The organism is Pseudomonas sp. C8002, assembly GCF_013385765.1.
In the GTDB taxonomy this organism is placed as follows: domain Bacteria; phylum Pseudomonadota; class Gammaproteobacteria; order Pseudomonadales; family Pseudomonadaceae; genus Aquipseudomonas.
The window spans coordinates 1-17,302 of sequence record NZ_JACAPJ010000029.1 but is presented as its reverse complement, the minus strand read 5'-3'; the positions used below and the strand labels follow the sequence as shown (position 1 = coordinate 17,302).

Sequence of the window (17,302 nt, the reverse complement as noted above, 5' to 3'; positions counted from 1 at the left end):
GCCCCGACATGGGTTTTTTGCCACAAAAACGCCCCTATAAAGGTGCAATCCGCTGAAACGGAAGAAATTGCGCACCGCAATGTAGCGCTTATTTTGGTTTATGACCCGTTTTGGTGCGCGAAAGGTCAGTTGCATATTAACTGGTTAAACCTTGAGCGATTTCCGCTATAATCCGCGCCCCCCTTTTTCGGCTGGGCCTGTGCGCGCTGTTTTCATGAAATTAATCGTTAAAGTCTTCCCCGAGATCACCATCAAGAGCCGACCGGTACGGATGCGTTTCATCCGTCAATTGGCCAAGAACATCCGTGCCGTGCTCCGCGATCTGGACCCGGCTGTGGTGGTGAATGGTGTGTGGGACAATCTCGAGCTGGAAACCCGCCTCACAGACCCCAAGGCCCTGAAGGACATGACCGAGCGCCTGAGCTGCGTGCCGGGCATCGCGCATTTCCTGCAGGTCGACGAGTACCCGCTGGGCGACTTCGACGACATCACCGAAAAGTGCAAGCAGCACTACGGCGATGTGCTGGCAGGCAAGGTGTTTTCAGTGCGTTGCAAACGCGCCGGCAAGCACCCGTTCAGCTCCATGGATGTCGAGAAATACGTGGGCAGCAAGCTGCGTCGCGAGTGCGGCGCTGCCGGAATTTCCCTGAAAGAGCCGCAAATTGAAGTGCGGATGGAAATTCGCGACCAACGGTTGTTTGTGATCCACAGCCAGCACGACAGCATCGGCGGCTACCCGCTGGGTGCCCTGGAACAGACCCTGGTATTGATGTCCGGCGGTTTCGATTCCACTGTCGCGGCCTACCAGATCATGCGCCGCGGGCTGATGAGCCACTTCTGCTTCTTCAACCTGGGCGGGCGTGCACACGAATTGGGCGTGATGGAAGTCGCGCATTACATCTGGAAGAAGTACGGCAGCTCGCAACGGGTGCTGTTTGTCAGCGTACCGTTCGAGGAAGTCCTGGGAGAAATTCTCGGGAAAGTCGATAACAGTCATATGGGCGTAGTATTGAAGCGTATGATGTTACGCGCTGCGTCCCGAATCGCGGATCGGCTGGAAATCGACGCACTGGTCACCGGTGAAGCGATTTCCCAGGTGTCCAGCCAGACCCTGCCGAACCTGTCGTTGATCGACTCTGTGACCGAGAAGCTGGTACTGCGCCCGCTGATCGCCAGTCACAAGCAAGACATCATCGACCTGGCGACCCAGATCGGCACGGCGGATTTCGCCAAGCACATGCCGGAATATTGCGGGGTCATCTCGGTGAACCCCAAGACCCACGCCAAGCGCAACCGCGTGGAGTACGAAGAACAACAGTTCGATATGGCGGTGCTCGAGCGTGCGCTTGAGAACGCCAAGCTGGTGCCGATCGATCGGGTTATCGACGAATTGGGCCAGGATTTGCAGATCGAAGAAGTCAGCGAGGCTCTGGCCGGTCAGATCATCATCGACATCCGTCACCCGGATGTCGCTGAAGACGAGCCGCTGGAAATTGCTGGCATCGACGTACAAACGCTGCCGTTCTATGCATTGAATGCGCGTTTCAAGGAACTGGATGACAGCCGTCAGTACCTGTTGTATTGCGACAAAGGCGTGATGAGTCGCCTGCATGCCCACCATTTGCTCAGTGAGGGGCATGCCAATGTGCGCGTTTATCGACCGAGCTAAGAGCCCGGGGCTGTTTGCCTGTGGCCTGCGTCACCGGCCCCCCGACTCTGCCGTCAAGCTGTAACGGCAAGGCCTGACTCTACTGTTAATCGCTGCCACGACCTGTCAGCACACCGAATCCTCTGATCGAGATACACAAGTGATCGAAAATCTACGCAACATCGCCATCATTGCTCACGTTGACCATGGTAAGACCACCCTGGTAGACAAACTCTTGCGTCAATCCGGCACCCTGGAGCGCAACGAGCTCAACGATGAGCGCGTGATGGACTCCAACGACCAGGAGAAAGAGCGCGGTATTACCATTCTGGCGAAAAACACCGCCATCAACTGGAACGGCTACCACATCAACATCGTGGATACCCCGGGCCACGCCGACTTCGGCGGCGAAGTTGAACGCGTAATGTCGATGGTTGACTCCGTTCTGCTGCTGGTTGACGCTCAAGACGGCCCTATGCCGCAAACCCGTTTCGTGACCAAGAAGGCTTTCGAAGCCGGCCTGCGTCCGATCGTGTGCATCAACAAGGTTGACCGTCCAGGCGCGCGTCCGGACTGGGTTCTGGACCAGATCTTCGACCTGTTCGACAACCTGGGTGCCACCGAAGAACAGCTGGACTTCAAAGTCGTCTACGCCTCGGCCCTGAACGGCATTGCCGGTCTGGAACACACCGACATGGCTGAAGACATGACCCCGCTGTACCAGTCGATCGTCGACAACGTACCGGCTCCGAAAGTTGACCGTGAAGGCCCGTTCCAGATGCAAATCTCGGCACTGGACTACAACAGCTTCCTGGGTGTTATCGGTGTTGGCCGTATCGCTCGTGGTAGCGTCAAGCCGAACACTCCGGTGGTCGCCATCGGCGCCGACGGCAAGAAGCGCAACGGTCGTATCCTGAAGCTGATGGGTCACCACGGCCTGCACCGCATCGACGTTGAAGAAGCGTTTGCCGGTGACATCGTGTGTGTGAGCGGTATGGACTCGCTGTTCATCTCCGACACCCTGTGCCAGCCGGACAACGTCGAGGCGATGAAGCCTCTGACCGTTGACGAGCCAACCGTTTCCATGACCTTCCAGGTAAACGACTCGCCTTTCTGCGGTAAAGAAGGCAAGTTCGTGACTTCCCGTAACATCAAGGAACGTCTGGACAAAGAGCTGCTGTACAACGTTGCTCTGCGCGTTGAAGAAGGCGACTCGGCTGACAAGTTCAAGGTTTCCGGCCGTGGTGAGCTGCACCTCTCGGTACTGATCGAAACCATGCGTCGCGAAGGCTTCGAAATGGGCGTTGGTCGTCCTGAAGTGATCATCCGTCAGGTTGACGGCGTGAAGCAGGAACCGTTTGAAAACGTCACCATCGACACCCCTGAAGAATCCCAGGGCAAGGTCATGGAAGAGATGGGCCTGCGTAAGGGCGACCTGACCAACATGGTGCCGGATGGCAAAGGCCGTGTGCGTCTGGAATACAACATCCCTGCTCGTGGTCTGATCGGTTTCCGTAACCAGTTCCTGACCCTGACCAACGGTGCTGGCATCCTGACCTCGATCTTCGATCGCTACGACACCATGAAGTCCGGCGACATGTCCGGTCGTCAGAACGGTGTTCTGGTATCGGTAGAAACCGGCAAGGCGCTGACCTACTCCCTGGAAACCCTCCAGGCGCGTGGCAAGCTGTTCGTTGAACACGGTCAAGAGATCTACAACGGTCAGATCGTTGGCCTGAACAGCCGTGACAACGACATGGGCGTCAACCCAACCAAAGGCAAGAAGCTCGACAACATGCGTGCTTCGGGTAAAGACGAAACCATCGCTCTGGTTCCACCTGTTCGCTTCACCCTGGAACAGGCTCTGGAATTCATCCAGGACGACGAGCTGTGCGAAGTTACGCCTAAGTCGATCCGCCTGCGTAAGAAGATCCTGGACGAAGGCGAGCGTACCCGCGCTGCCAAGAAAGCCAAGAACTGAGTTAACTCAGGCTGAATGAAAAACGCCCCCGGTCGAAAGGCCGGGGGCGTTTTTTTATGCCTGCAATATCTGTAGTGACTGTGCGGGCCCCTTCGCGAGCAAGCCCGCTCCCACATTCGACCGCGTTTTCTCAGGATGAGTAAGGTCAAGTGTGGGAGCGGGCTTGCTCGCGAAAGCGGTAGTTCAGGTAATAAGAATCTGGATCAGAACTTGTCGAGGGTCTTGAACCTGGTCTCGCGCACCACTTCCTTCGGCTTGTACGCGCAATACCCCGGGCGCGGCCCGATTTTCGGGTGATTGCGGCAAGTATCCGGGCGCTTGTCATAAATAGTGCAGAAGCGGCTCTTACGATCCAGGTACAGGCAATCGTTGTTGCTCATGCGCTGCAGGGTGAAGATCTCGGATTTGGCGTTGAAGCGCTCGACGATGCCTTCCTTCTGCAAGCGCTTGGCGATGTTCTTCGGCGGGTCGCCACGCTCGAACTCATCGACGATGCCGATGCGGATCAGGTCCTTGATCTTCACCTCAACCGGCAGGGTGCAGCAGCTCGACACACAGCCGCCACACATATGGCTTGAGTATTTCTGCCAGGTCTCGAGACGGTCGAGTTCCGCGGCGGCGATCAGTTGAGGCTTCATCAGGTTTCCAAGAGGGGTGTTATCCGGCGCGGGATCATACCGGAACTGGTGGTTTTTTGAACAATATCTTCCAGCTTTCAGCTCGAAGGCTGTGCCGGGCCACAAACGGGCACGGCCCCTGCATCAAATTCCCGCAAAGGTGAATGAGTTAAAAAACTGCCGAACCAGAGCGTCTACCGTCTGTCAGACCGTCTAGGCTCTAGCAACTCCTTCTATCTCGCCCGAGGTCGCATCGATGTCTCAGGAACCGCTTGTACGAGAAGCAGAGGTAGCCGCATTTCGCGATGCCGTCTTGACCAAACTTACCTATGCGGTGGGCAAGGACCCCGATCACGCCTTCGACCACGATTGGTTTGAAGCCATCGCACTGGCCGCCCGCGACCACATGGTCGACCACTGGATGGACCACACGCGGCACATCTACCGCAAGGGACAGAAGCGGGTCTATTACCTCTCGCTGGAATTCCTGATCGGCCGTCTGCTCTACGACAGCCTGAGCAACCTTGGCTTGCTGGACGTGGCCCGTGAGGCCATGAGCGAGTTGGGTGTGGACATGGAGCGCATTCGCCTGCTGGAGCCCGACGCGGCCCTGGGCAACGGTGGCCTTGGCCGCCTGGCGGCCTGCTTCATGGAAAGCATGTCGACCCTGGGCATCGCCGGCCATGGCTATGGCATTCGGTATGAGCACGGGCTGTTTCGCCAGGCGATTGTCGATGGCTGGCAGCAGGAGCAAACCGAACGCTGGCTGGATTTCGGCAACCCCTGGGAGTTCGAGCGCGCCGAAGTGATCTACCCGATCGGCTTTGGCGGTGGTGTGGAAACCGTGCTGGATGCGTCCGGCAAGTCGATCCAGGTCTGGTCGCCGAATGAAACCGTACGCGCGGTGGCGTATGACACCCCGGTCGTCGGCTGGCGCGGCGCCAGCGTCAACACCCTGCGCTTGTGGCGCGCCCGGGCCGTCGAAGACCTGCACCTGGAACGTTTCAACGCCGGTGACCACCTGGGCGCTGTCGCCGAAGTGGCCCGCGCCGAAAGCATCTCCCGAGTGCTTTACCCGGCCGATAGCACCGAAGCAGGGCAGGAGCTGCGCCTGCGCCAGGAGTACTTCTTCGTCTCCGCCTCGTTGCAGGATCTGCTGCGTCGCCACAAGAACATGCACGGCTCGGTATTGAGCCTGGGCGAGCACGCGGCCATCCAGCTCAACGACACTCACCCCTCGATCGCGGTGGCCGAGTTGATGCGTCAGTTGGTGGACCTGCACGACATCCCGTGGGATGCCGCCTGGGACGTCACCGTCGAAACGCTGTCGTACACCAACCACACCTTGCTCCCCGAGGCGTTGGAAACCTGGCCGGTCGGCCTGATGGAGCGCATGCTGCCGCGGCACATGCAGATCATCTACCTGATCAACGCCCAGCATATCGACTCGCTGCGGGCCAAGGGCATCCATGACTTCGACGTGCTGCGTGCCGTCTCGCTGATCGAAGAAGACAACGGTCGCCGCGTACGCATGGGCAACCTGGCGTTCCTCGGCTCCCACAGTGTCAACGGCGTATCCGGCCTGCACACGCAACTGATGCGCAGCACGGTGTTCTCCGAACTGCACAAGCTCTACCCGGACCGCATCAACAACAAAACCAACGGCATTACCTTCCGCCGCTGGCTGTACCAGGCCAACCCCAAGCTCACGGCGATGCTGGTGGAAGCACTGGGCCCGGACGTGCTGGATAACCCCGAACAGCGCCTGGCAGACCTGGAACCGTTTGCCGAGAAGCAAGCCTTTCGCAAGGCCTTCGCCGAACAGCGCCTGCACAGTAAGCGGGCACTGGCCGACATCATTCACGAGCGCCTGGGGATTTCGGTCAACCCGGCGGCGATGTTCGATGTGCAGGTCAAGCGGATCCACGAGTACAAGCGCCAGCTGCTGAACCTGATGCACACCGTCGCGCTGTACCAGGCGATCCGGGCCGAGCCGGGCACCGACTGGGTGCCGCGGGTGAAGATCTTCGCCGGCAAGGCCGCGGCCAGCTATCACCAGGCCAAGCTGATCATCAAGCTGACCAACGACATCGCCCGTACCGTTAACAACGACCCTACCGTGCGCGGGTTGCTCAAGGTGGTATTCCTGCCCAACTACAACGTGAGCCTGGCGGAAAGCATCATTCCGGCGGCCGACTTGTCGGAGCAGATTTCCACCGCCGGCTTTGAAGCCTCGGGCACCAGCAACATGAAATTCGGCCTCAACGGCGCGCTGACCATCGGCACCATGGACGGCGCCAACGTCGAGATGCACGAGCGCGTGGGTGCCGACCACATGTTCATCTTCGGCCTCAGCGCCCAGCAGGTGGAAGCGCGCAAACACGCGGGCGAGTTCAACGCCGGGCCAGAGATCGCCGCGTCCCATCGCTTGAATGATGTGCTGCAAGCGATTCGTGGCGGGGTGTTCTCACCGGATGATCCGGGCCGTTATGCCGGGTTGGTGGATTCGCTGATCGACTACGACCGCTTCCTGGTCTGTGCCGACTTCGATTCCTACTGGGATGCCCAGGCGCGGGTCGAGGCCCATTGGCACGACTCCAAGGAATGGTGGCGTTCGGCGGTGCTCAATACCGCGCGCATGGGCTGGTTCTCGTCGGACCGGACCATCCGCGAATACGCGACGGAAATCTGGAAAGCGTTGGATTAGACACCGCAATACAAAATGTGGGAGCGGCGGTGCGACGATTCGACTTGCTCGCGAAGGCGGTGGATCAGTCACAAATTTTTCGACTGATCCACCGCCTTCGCGAGCAAGCCCGCTCCCACATGGGGTCCGTGTCGATATACTGAGCATCGCCTTTGCCCGCTTCGGGCTGCTTAGGGATATCGACCATGCAATGGATTTTCATGCTGATTGGCCTGGTGCTCGGCTGGACACTCGACGAGTCGTTCAGTGATGCGGGCATTGGTGCGCTGCTCGGTTTGGGCATTGGCCAGGCGATTCGCCTGTCGATGCTCGCCTCGCGTACGGAGGAACAAGGCCGTCAGCTGGAGTCTGCCCGCAACGCCCTGAAAGTGGTCGAGCAACGCCTGGCCTTGCTGGAAAGCCCTGCCGCCGTTGAAACCGCCGGACCTGTGTTTGTCGAAGAGCCGCTGCCGGTAGCGGCGCCGCCTGAACTCGTCTGGGAATTACCCGCCGAACTGGAACCTGCCTACTCAAGTGTGGTGGCCGAACCCAGCCAGCCATTGCCGGCTGATGTGTGGCGGGCGGAACCGAGCGCGAAAATCCCTGAACAACCTGCCGCGCCTGCGGTGCCTCGCGGCCCCAACTTTATCGAGCGCGCAATCAGCGGTGCCCGCAACTGGCTGTTCGGTGGCAACACCGTGCTGCGGGTCGGCGTGGTGTTGTTGTTCCTCGGCCTGGCCTTCCTGCTGCGCTATGCCACTGAAGGCATGGTGGTGCCAATCGAGTTGCGTTACGCAGGTGTCGCCGGTTGCGCATTGGCACTGCTGGGCCTGGGTTGGTGGCTGCGGCTGCGCAACAGTAATTACGGGTTGATGCTGCAGGGCACCGGCATTGCGGTGTTGTACCTCACGGTGTTCGCCGCGATGCGCCTGCACCCGCTGCTCGACCCCGGCGCGGCACTCGGCTTGCTGGTGGCGGTCACCGTTTTCTCGGCGATCCTGGCGATTACCCAGGACGCCCTCGGCCTGGCCTGCGCCGCTGCACTCGGCGGTTTTGCGGCACCAATCCTCACGTCCACTGGCGCCGGCAACCATGTGGCGCTGTTCAGCTATTTCGCCCTGCTAAACGCAGGCATTCTCGCCATCGCCTGGTTCAAGGCCTGGCGCCTGCTCAATTTGATCGGTTTTGTCGGCACCTTCGGCATCGGCTTCGCCTGGGGCATGCGCTCCTATACAACGGAGCTGCTGTGGAGCACCGAGCCGTTCCTGATTCTATTTTTCCTGATGTACCTGGGCATCGGCCTGTTGTTCGCCCGGCGCAAGTTGCTGGAGATGCGCGACGCGCCGGACGATGACAGCCGTGGCGCGTTGCTGCGCTGGTCGGCGGCCAAGGGCGATTATGTCGACGGCAGCATGCTGTTCGGTCCGCCGCTGGTGGGCTTCGGTTTGCAGTTTGCGCTGGTGCAGCACCTGGAATTTGCCGCTGCGTTCAGCGCGCTGGCCCTGGGCATCATCTATATGGGCCTGGCTCGTTTGCTGAGTGGCGGGCGCGCTTTGCTGCTGGCGGAAACCTGCCTGGCGCTGGGTGTGATCTTCGCCAGCCTGGCGATTCCGTTGGGCCTCGACGCACGCTGGACCGCGGCGGCCTGGGCCGTGGAAGGCGCCGGGATTTTCTGGCTCGGCCTGCGTCAGCAGCGGCCTTTGGCACGGGCGTTTGGCTTGCTGTTGCAAGTCGGTTCGGCGCTGGCGTTCCTCAGCGAATTGCGGATTGGCGAGACCAGCCTGCTGGACGGTGCACCCTTGGGTGCGTTGTTGCTGGGGGCGGCCTTGCTGTTCAGTTTCGACCAGTTGCGCAAGGCGCCGGTGGAGCACGCGGCGCAGTGGGAGCGTCGAGGTTTGCCGGTATTGGCCTGCGTCGGCCTTGGCTTCTTGTACCTGCTCGCACCGTTGCTGCTGTGGACCCAAGGCACGGCCATCAGTTGGGCGCTTGCCGGTCTTGCGACCTTGCTGGTGGGCCTGCGCATCGGCTCGCGTACGTTCCTCTTCACCGCGTTTGCCGTGCAACTGCTGGGTGGCGCGCTGTTCCTGCTGCGCCTGCAAGCGGGGGCTGATTCAGGCGCGGTGTTCAGTGCGGGCTGGAGCGGCTTGCTCACCGCATCGCTGATTGGCCTGGCATTGATCGGCGGCATGCTGCTGGCCGCGCGGGACACCATGGTGCGCAGCGATATGCGGTTGTTGCGTGGCCTGTCGGTGGTGTTGCTCGCCGGGTTGGTGCTGATCAACCTGGCGGTGCTGTTTGTGCTGCCGTGGGAGACTGCCAGCGGCGTGTGGGCGGCCAGTGGTTTGTTGATCATCTGGCTGAGCCTGTACCTGCAACAGCGCGTCAGTTTTGTCTTCGGGTTGTTGCTGCAAGTGATCGGCGGCGCTTCGTTCCTGATCGCGGTGCCGGACCTGCTCGGGCCGCTGACCAGCGAGGGTTTGCGTCCTTTGGGCCATAGCGGTTTCTGGACGCCAATGGTGCTCGGGCTGGCGGCGCTGGTCGGTGCCTGGCGCTTGCAGCGCAGGCCTCATGCGCCGGTGTTCGAGGCGTTGAGTTTGCAGCGGCTGTCCGACGTGCTGCTGGTGTGGGGTGCGGGTTGGTGGACGCTGGCGTTGGTCAGCGAAGTGCTGCGTTTTGCACCGTCGATGCTGCAAGGCACCTGGCTGTTGGCGGTAGCGGCGGTGAGTGTGGCGATCTGGGCGGTATTGGCCCTGAGGCTGCAATGGGCGTCGCTGGGCTTGCTGTGCACGCTGTTGATGCCGGCGGTGGGCGTGGTGTTGCTGGGCGCGTTGGGCTCGCGTTATCACCCGGCGGCGAACTTCGCCTGGCTGGCTTGGGCGGCGGTGTTTGCGGTGCACTTCGTGTCGCTGCGACGCCTGGCTTCGGTCATTCCGGAGAAAGCCCTGAGCGCCGCGCATGTGCTTGGTTGCTGGCTGCTGATCGGCGTGCTGGCGCTGGAGCTGCGCTACGGCCTGTTGCTGCTGTCCGAGGAATACAACGCCTGGCGCTGGCTGGGCTGGGCGATCCTGCCGAGCCTATACCTGGTGCTGGCCGCCGCGCCACGCAGTTGGCCGTGGCCGGTGTCGGCGTACCCGCGCGAGTACCGGTTGTATGCCGCGTTGCCGCTGGCGGTGTTGATGCTCGGCTGGTTCTGGCTGGCGAATATCTTCAGCGACGGCACCGCCGAGCCGCTGCCGTATGTGCCGCTGCTTAACCCGCTGGATATTGGATTGCTATTCGCGCTGTTGGGTGTGTACCTGTGGTCCCGCAGTGCCGCACCGCAACGCGGGCCGCGCGCCGAACTGGTCGCCCAGGCGGTCTCCGGTGTCTCGTTGTTCGCCTTCTTTACTGCGCTGGTGATGCGCACGGCTCATCACTGGGGTGGCGTGCCGTTCCATCTGGATGCGTTGCTGGAGTCGATGCTGGTGCAGGCCGGGCTGTCGATCGTGTGGACCCTGATTGCCCTGAGCCTGATGATCGGCGGCCATCTGCGTCACCGGCGTGAGGTGTGGCTGATCGGTGCGGCATTGATTGCCGTCGTGGTGGCCAAATTGTTCTTCGTCGAATTGAGCAACCGCGGCGGGCTGGCGCGGATCGTATCGTTTATCGGTGTGGGCGGGCTGTTGCTGGTGGTGGGCTATTTCGCCCCGCTGCCCCCCAAGCGCCCCGAGCCGGTGGTTGAAACTGAAGGAGTGGCCTCTTGATGGGCAAGCTGAGTGTGGCGCTGTTGGGGTTGTGCACGACGTTATCGGCCTGGGCCCAGGAGACGCCCGCCGATTTCACCACGCGGGTGCCGCTGACGGTCAGTGGCGAAGGCCCGTGGTACCGCCTGGAACTGCCGCTGGCGGTGCAATTGAGCGCCCGTCAGGCCGACCTGAGTGATGTGCGGGTGTTCAACGCCGCTGGCGAGCCCCAGGCTTACGCGCTGGCGCGGCAGTCGGCGCAAAGCACCGAAAGCCGCAGCCTGTCCAACGTGAAGTGGTTCCCATTGTACGCTGCGGCTGACTCCTCCGAAGCCGTGCCCAGCGTGCGTGTGCAATCCACGTCCACCGGCACGCTGGTGCAAGTGCAGCCGCCGAGCCAACTGGAGGCCGGCGAAGAAGTGCTGCGCGGCTGGCTGCTCGATGCGAGTGCGATCAAGGCACCGTTGCAGCAACTGATCCTCGATTGGACGAGCGAGCGCGACGGCTTCCAGCGTTTCAGCATCGAAGCCAGCGACGACTTGCAGCACTGGCGCGCGTGGGGCGAAGGGCAGGTGGCGCGGTTGTCGTTTGCCGATGAGCGCGTCGAGCAGCATGAAGTGAGTTTGCCGGGGCAGTCGGCGCGGTATCTGCGTCTGCTGTGGAAAGGCCAGGCGGCACCGGCGCTGACGTCGGCGCAGTTGGAGAGTGTCAGCGCCCACAACCTGCCGTTGCCGCTGGTGTGGTCGCAGCCGTTGTCGGGCAGCCGGCTCAAGGCCGGGGAATACAGCTGGCAGTTACCCAACGCACTGAACGTCGAACGCTTGCGAATCGACTTGAGCCAACCCAACAGCCTGGCGCCGGTCACCTTGTCGGGCCGCCGGGAAAGTAATCAGGCCTGGCAGCCCATGAGCAGCGGTTTGCTCTACCGGTTGACACAAAATGGCCAGGACGTTTTACAGAACGAACTGCAGTTGCCGGGCCAGGCTGTTGCGCAGCTCAAGCTCGACGTGGACGAGCGTGGGGGTGGCCTGGGCGTGGAGGCGCCGACCTTGAGCTTTGCGGTGCGGGCCACGCAGTTGGTGTTCCTGGCGCGGGGCGAGCCACCGTTCACCCTTGTGCTCGGCAATCCGTCGGTGAAAGGCGCGAACTTGCCGCTGTCGACCCTGATTCCGGACTACAGCGCCGAACGTCTCGCGGGGCTTGGGCAGGCCAAGGTGGCGGGCGAGGCGGTGGTCACATCGGCTGCGGTCGCGGCCCCGGTTGTTGCCGGGCCGAACTGGAAAAAGCTCGGTCTTTGGGCCGTGCTGCTGCTCGGTGTGGCGGCCCTGGGCGCCATGGCCTACAGTTTGCTGCGCAAGCCACCGGTGGCACGTTAAATAAAGTCCATGAACTCTATTGGGTTTAAATCCTCTGATAGGAGGAAATACGCCCCGACTCGCGTTAAACTGCGCGGGTTTTTAGCCCCCCATTTCCGGAGCCTTCCATGTCCCGCGTTACCCTGAGTCGCTATTTGATCGAGCAGACCCGCAGCAACAACACGCCTGCCGATCTGCGCTTCCTTATCGAAGTGGTGGCGCGTGCTTGCAAGGAAATCAGCCACGCCGTGTCCAAAGGCGCGCTGGGTGGTGTCCTGGGCAGCATGGGCACTGAAAACGTACAAGGCGAAGTGCAGAAGAAGCTTGACGTGATCTCCAACGAAATCCTGCTCGAAGCCAACGAGTGGGGCGGTCACCTGGCCGGCATGGCGTCCGAAGAAATGGACAATGCCTACCAGATCCCGGGCAAATACCCGAAAGGCGCGTACCTGCTGGTATTCGACCCACTGGACGGTTCGTCGAACATCGACATCAACGCGCCAGTCGGCACCATTTTCTCGGTACTGCGTTGCCCGAACGAATACCTGAGCCAGAACGAAGCCCTGAACGAAAAGGCCTTCCTGCAGCCGGGCACCGAGCAGGTAGCTGCCGGTTACGCGATCTACGGCCCACAGACCATGCTGGTGCTGACCCTGGGCGACGGCGTCAAGGGCTTCACCCTGGACCGCGAAATGGGCAGCTTCGTGCTCACCCACGAAGACATCACCATTCCTGCGTCCACCCAGGAATTTGCAATCAACATGTCCAACCAGCGTCACTGGGAAGAGCCGGTTACCCGCTACGTGGGCGAGTTGATGGCCGGCGAGGAAGGCCCGCTGAAGAAGAACTTCAACATGCGCTGGGTGGCTGCGATGGTTGCCGACGTGCACCGCATCCTGACCCGTGGTGGCCTGTTCATGTACCCACGCGACAGCCGCGAGCCGTCCAAGCCAGGCAAGCTGCGCCTGATGTACGAAGCCAACCCGATGTCGTTCCTGGTTGAGCAGGCGGGCGGTGCGTCCACCGACGGCCACCAGCGCATCCTCGACATCCAGCCTGAAGGCCTGCACCAGCGCGTAGCGGTGTTCCTGGGTTCGAAGGAAGAAGTTGAGCGTGTGACCGGCTACCACAAGGCGTAAGTCCTTGCGGTAAGCAAAAGCCCCGAAACGTTTCAGCGTTTTCGGGGCTTTTTTGTTTTCGCTCGTCGGGAACCAGACACCTCTTTTCCCTTCTAAGCTTCTGGCAGACCCCCAAGCTGCTTCGTCTCTCCAGGAGTTTTTCCATGTCGTTACGCCGTCTCGCCCTGTTGTCGTTTTGCGTGCTTCTGGCCGCTTGCAGCAAGGTCACTCAAGAAAATTACGCAAAACTGTCGGCCGGCATGCCAAAGGCCGAGGTGGAGTCGTTGTTGGGCAAGCCGACTGATTGTTCTGGCGCGCTGGGTATGTCCAGTTGCACCTGGGGCGATAAAAACAGCTTTATCAGCGTGCAATATGCCGGTGACAAAGTACTGATTTTTTCCGGGCAAGGCCTGAAGTAAACCGGGGCGAAAGCCTGCGGGAGAAAAACAACATGATGCGTTTCGTTCTATACCTCTGCGCCAGCCTGTTTTTGGCGGGCTGCGCCAGCCATTCTGGCGATGATCTGCAACCCAAGACTGTTGGCAGCGTCAACCTCAAGCGTTACCAGGGCACCTGGTATGAGTTGGCCCGTTTGCCGATGTACTTCCAGCGCAATTGTGCGCAGTCCGAAGCCCGCTACACGCTGTTGCCCGATGGCAACATGTCGGTGTTCAACCGCTGCCTGACCCCAGAGTGGAAGTGGCAGGAAGCCAAGGGCACCGCAACGCCGCAGGTCGCCGGCAAGACCGACAAACTGTGGGTCGAATTCAATAACTGGTTCACCTCGCTGTTGCCGGGCGTGGCCAAGGGCGATTACTGGGTGCTGTACGTCAGCGATGACTACAAGACCGCCATTGTCGGCAGCCCGAGCCGGCGCTACATGTGGTTGCTGTCGCGCACGCCGACGGTCAGCGCCGACACCCGCGAAGACCTGCTGAGCAGGGCGCGGCAGCAGGGGTATGACACCACGCGTTTGATCTGGCGTACGTCGGACAAGCAGATGGCGAAGACCTCGCAGTAATACGAAACAGCGCCAATCCAATGTGGGAGCGGGCTTGCTCGCGAAGGCGGTGTGACAGTCACCAGATGTATTGACTGATCCACTGCTTTCGCGAGCAAGCCCGCTCCCACATTTGTTATGTGTCGTCTGTCAGCCCAGCAAATCCCGCAAGACCTGGGTAAACGCCCGGCTGTTGTCTTCTTCGGCGGCGTGATGCCCGTCGCGCACCACCCACTTCCCGTTGACCAGCACATCGCGCACCTGGCGATCACCACCGGCAAACAACCAGCGATTGAGGATCCCGTCTTCGTTCGCTGTCGCCAGGTACGGATCGTTGCCGTCCAGCACCAGCCAGTCCGCACGCTTGCCAACTTCCAGGCGCCCAATCGGCTGCCCCAACGCTTCGGCACCGCCGTCCAGCGCGGCATCGAACAGCGTACGCCCAACCATCGGCTGATCGCCGCGATACAGCCGGTTGCGCCGCTGGTCCCGCAGCCGCTGCCCATATTCCAGCCAGCGCAATTCTTCCACCACGCTCAGCGATACATGGCTGTCGGAACCAATCCCCATGCGCCCGCCCTGGGCCAGGAAGTCCACCGCCGGGAAAATCCCGTCGCCCAGGTTGGCTTCAGTGGTCAGGCACAACCCGGCAATCGCCCGGCTCCTGGCCATCAACGTCACTTCTTCCGGATTGGCGTGGGTGGCGTGCACCAGGCACCAGCGCTGATCCACTTCAACATGGTCATACAACCATTGCAGCGGGCGCTGGCCGCTCCAGGCCAGGCAGTCGTCGACTTCCTTCTGCTGCTCGGCGATGTGGATATGCACCGGGCACGCCTTGTCGCTGGCGGCCAGCACTTCGCTGATCTGTTGCGGTGTGACGGCGCGCAGCGAGTGGAAACACAGGCCCAGCCGTTGTGCCGGTTGCGCGGCCAGAATCGGTTGCAGGCGTGATTGCAGGCTCAGGTAATTTTCGGTGCTGTTGATAAAGCGGCGCTGGCCTTCATTGGGGGCCTGGCCGCCGAAACCGGAGTGGCTGTAGAGCACCGGCAACAACGTCAGGCCGATACCGCTGCTGGCGGCCGCCTGGCTGATTTGCCGCGACAGCTCCGCAGGGTCGGCATAGGTCTGGCCGCTGACGTCGTGATGCACGTAGTGAAATTCGGCCACCGAGGTGTAGCCGGCCTTGAGCATTTCGATATACAACTGGCGCGCGATGACCTGCAACTGGTCGGGGCGGATCTTGCCGACCATCCGATACATCAGGTCGCGCCAGGTCCAGAAACTGTCATTCGGGTTGCCGGCCACTTCCGCCAGCCCGGCCATCGCGCGCTGGAAAGCGTGGGAATGCAGGTTCGGCATGCCCGCCAGCACGGGGCCCCTGAGCCGTTCGGCACCGTCTGCACTGGCGTTGGGCTCAACCTTGGTCAGCAGGCCATCGGCGCTGACTTCAAGACGTACATCGTTGGCCCATCCATTAGGCAGCAGCGCGCGTTCGGCAAAGAAAGCGGACATGATTCAGGCACCCCAGTCGTGTGTTTATTTGTATATACATATACAGACGTTTGCCTGCTCGGTAAACTCCGGCAAGCTATGCTTCTTTTTCACCTACAAGGATTTCCTGTGTCGACTCCGCCCGCCAAGTCTCCACTGGCTGCCCACATGGACGAAAGTCCGGCGCCCTTGTACGCCCGCGTCAAACAGATGATCAGCCAGCAGATTCTCAACGGCAACTGGCCGCCGCATTATCGCGTGCCTTCGGAGAGCGAACTGGTCAACCAGTTGGGCTTCAGCCGCATGACCATCAACCGCGCCCTGCGCGAGTTGACTGCCGAAGGCCTGCTGGTACGCATGCAAGGTGTGGGCACCTTTGTCGCCGAGCCCAAGAGCCAGTCGGCGCTGTTTGAAGTGCACAACATTGCCGATGAGATCGCCTCCCGCGGTCATCGCCATACGTGCAAGGTCATTACCCTCGGTGAAGAAGCCGCCGGCTCCGAGCGCGCCGTCGCGCTGGAAATGCGCGAAGGCGGGCGGGTGTTCCACTCGTTGATCGTGCACTACGAAAACGACATTCCGGTGCAAATCGAAGACCGTTTCGTCAACGCCCTGGTAGCACCGGAATACCTGCAGCAGGATTTCACCCAGCAAACGCCCTATGCCTACCTCAACCAGGTGGCGCCGCTGACCGAAGGCGAGCACGTGGTCGAGGCGATCCTGGCCGACGCCGACGAATGCAAGCTGCTGCAAATCGAAACCAGCGAGCCGTGCCTGCTGATTCGCCGCCGCACCTGGTCTGGCCGCCAGCCGGTCACGGCCGCACGTTTGATCCACCCCGGTTCCCGTCATAGCCTGGAAGGACGTTTCAGTAAATGAGTTCGATGAAAGTCTGGCGCGCTACCGATTACATTCGCATGCCGTGGAAAAACGGTGGCGGCAGCACTGAAGAAATCACCCGTGACGCGGGGGAGGGCCTGGACGGTTTCGGCTGGCGCCTGTCGATTGCCGATATCGCCGAGTCGGGCGGGTTCTCCACCTTTGCCGGGTACCAGCGCATTATCACCGTGCTGCAAGGCTCGGGCATGGTGCTGACGGTGGATGGCGAGGAACAACTCGGGTTGTTACCGCTGCAGCCATTCCCGTTCAAGGGTGACAGCCAGGTGTCCTGCCGTTTGATCGGCGGGCCGATCCGCGATTTCAACCTCATCTATTCGCCGCAGCGCTATCAAGCGCGGTTGCAATGGATGGACGGCACGCAGCGTTTCTTCAGTGCCGCGCACACCGTGCTGGTGTTCAGCGTGGCCGATGAAGTGAAGGTGCTCGGTGAGCGGCTGAACCGTCACGACTGCCTGCAACTGGACGGTAACACCGGCCTGCTGGATGTCAGTGTGACTGGCCGTTGCTGCGTTATCGAATTGACTGCCGCCGCCTGAACAGGTGGGGGTTTCTTCCCCCACATTTTGTTTCCCTCTTCCCGCACCAACTTGTTACCGAACGCCCCAGCATGGCGCAAAGCCCTGCCTCGATGACAAGTGTTCCGCACTGTAAAAATCCCCCGTAAGAAAATTCATCATGCTGCGAAGCCTTGTTTTCCAAGGCTTCCACCCTCGTCCCGAAAAAATCTTCAAACCTTGCGCGCAAAGTTGGCCGCTTGATTGCATATGCTTGTATGTACAAG

12 protein-coding genes are annotated in these 17,302 nt (G+C 61.0%); 10 read left to right on the top strand and 2 right to left on the bottom strand.

Annotation, left to right across the window (positions count from 1 at the left end):
- Positions 1-214 precede the first annotated feature (214 nt).
- On the top strand, positions 215-1,669 hold the full coding sequence (gene thiI / locus HX814_RS25985) for a tRNA uracil 4-sulfurtransferase ThiI (protein WP_177009266.1): 1,455 nt from the start codon (positions 215-217) through the stop codon (positions 1,667-1,669).
- Positions 1,670-1,808: 139 nt separating this feature from the next.
- On the top strand, positions 1,809-3,629 hold the full coding sequence (gene typA, locus HX814_RS25980; protein WP_003217997.1) for a translational GTPase TypA: 1,821 nt from the start codon (positions 1,809-1,811) through the stop codon (positions 3,627-3,629).
- 203 nt (positions 3,630-3,832) lie between these two features.
- On the opposite strand, the gene HX814_RS25975 is transcribed toward typA, so the two are convergent.
- Entirely contained in the window at positions 3,833-4,267 is a 435-nt protein-coding gene (locus tag HX814_RS25975; RefSeq protein ID WP_003217996.1) for a YkgJ family cysteine cluster protein, read from the bottom strand.
- 235 nt (positions 4,268-4,502) lie between these two features.
- Between HX814_RS25975 and HX814_RS25970 the strand changes: the two genes are divergently transcribed.
- From HX814_RS25970 to HX814_RS25945, 6 genes are all read left to right on the top strand, one after another.
- Positions 4,503-6,953: a glycogen/starch/alpha-glucan phosphorylase gene (locus tag HX814_RS25970; protein WP_003217995.1), complete on the top strand. Its 2,451-nt coding sequence runs from the start codon at positions 4,503-4,505 to the stop codon at positions 6,951-6,953.
- Positions 6,954-7,138: 185 nt separating this feature from the next.
- Positions 7,139-10,675 carry a DUF2339 domain-containing protein gene (locus HX814_RS25965; RefSeq protein WP_177009265.1) on the top strand — a complete coding sequence of 1,179 codons (3,537 nt, stop codon included), beginning with the start codon at positions 7,139-7,141 and terminating at the stop codon, positions 10,673-10,675.
- On the top strand, positions 10,675-12,030 hold the full coding sequence (locus tag HX814_RS25960) for a DUF3999 domain-containing protein (protein ID WP_177009264.1): 1,356 nt from the start codon (positions 10,675-10,677) through the stop codon (positions 12,028-12,030). Before HX814_RS25965 ends, HX814_RS25960 begins: the two co-directional genes overlap by 1 nt.
- Before the next feature lie 107 nt (positions 12,031-12,137).
- Positions 12,138-13,148, top strand: a complete 1,011-nt coding sequence (locus HX814_RS25955) for a class 1 fructose-bisphosphatase (protein ID WP_003217989.1) — start codon at positions 12,138-12,140, stop codon at positions 13,146-13,148.
- A 143-nt stretch (positions 13,149-13,291) separates the two neighbouring features.
- Positions 13,292-13,546: a hypothetical protein gene (locus HX814_RS25950; protein ID WP_003217986.1), complete on the top strand. Its 255-nt coding sequence runs from the start codon at positions 13,292-13,294 to the stop codon at positions 13,544-13,546.
- Positions 13,547-13,578: 32 nt separating this feature from the next.
- The gene (locus HX814_RS25945) at positions 13,579-14,148 is read left to right on the top strand and encodes a lipocalin family protein (RefSeq protein ID WP_003217984.1); all 570 of its coding nucleotides are present in this window, start codon (positions 13,579-13,581) and stop codon (positions 14,146-14,148) included.
- A 129-nt stretch (positions 14,149-14,277) separates the two neighbouring features.
- Here the strand turns inward: HX814_RS25945 and HX814_RS25940 are convergent, their stop codons facing one another.
- Positions 14,278-15,642 (bottom strand): formimidoylglutamate deiminase, encoded by a 1,365-nt coding sequence (locus HX814_RS25940; RefSeq protein ID WP_177009263.1) that lies wholly within the window; start codon positions 15,640-15,642, stop codon positions 14,278-14,280.
- A gap of 147 nt (positions 15,643-15,789) precedes the next feature.
- Between HX814_RS25940 and hutC the strand changes: the two genes are divergently transcribed.
- Together hutC and HX814_RS25930 are read left to right on the top strand one after the other, a co-directional pair.
- Positions 15,790-16,500 carry a histidine utilization repressor gene (gene hutC / locus HX814_RS25935; protein ID WP_003217980.1) on the top strand — a complete coding sequence of 237 codons (711 nt, stop codon included), beginning with the start codon at positions 15,790-15,792 and terminating at the stop codon, positions 16,498-16,500.
- Positions 16,497-17,057: a HutD family protein gene (locus HX814_RS25930; RefSeq protein WP_003217978.1), complete on the top strand. Its 561-nt coding sequence runs from the start codon at positions 16,497-16,499 to the stop codon at positions 17,055-17,057. Before hutC ends, HX814_RS25930 begins: the two co-directional genes overlap by 4 nt.
- Positions 17,058-17,302 lie beyond the last annotated feature (245 nt).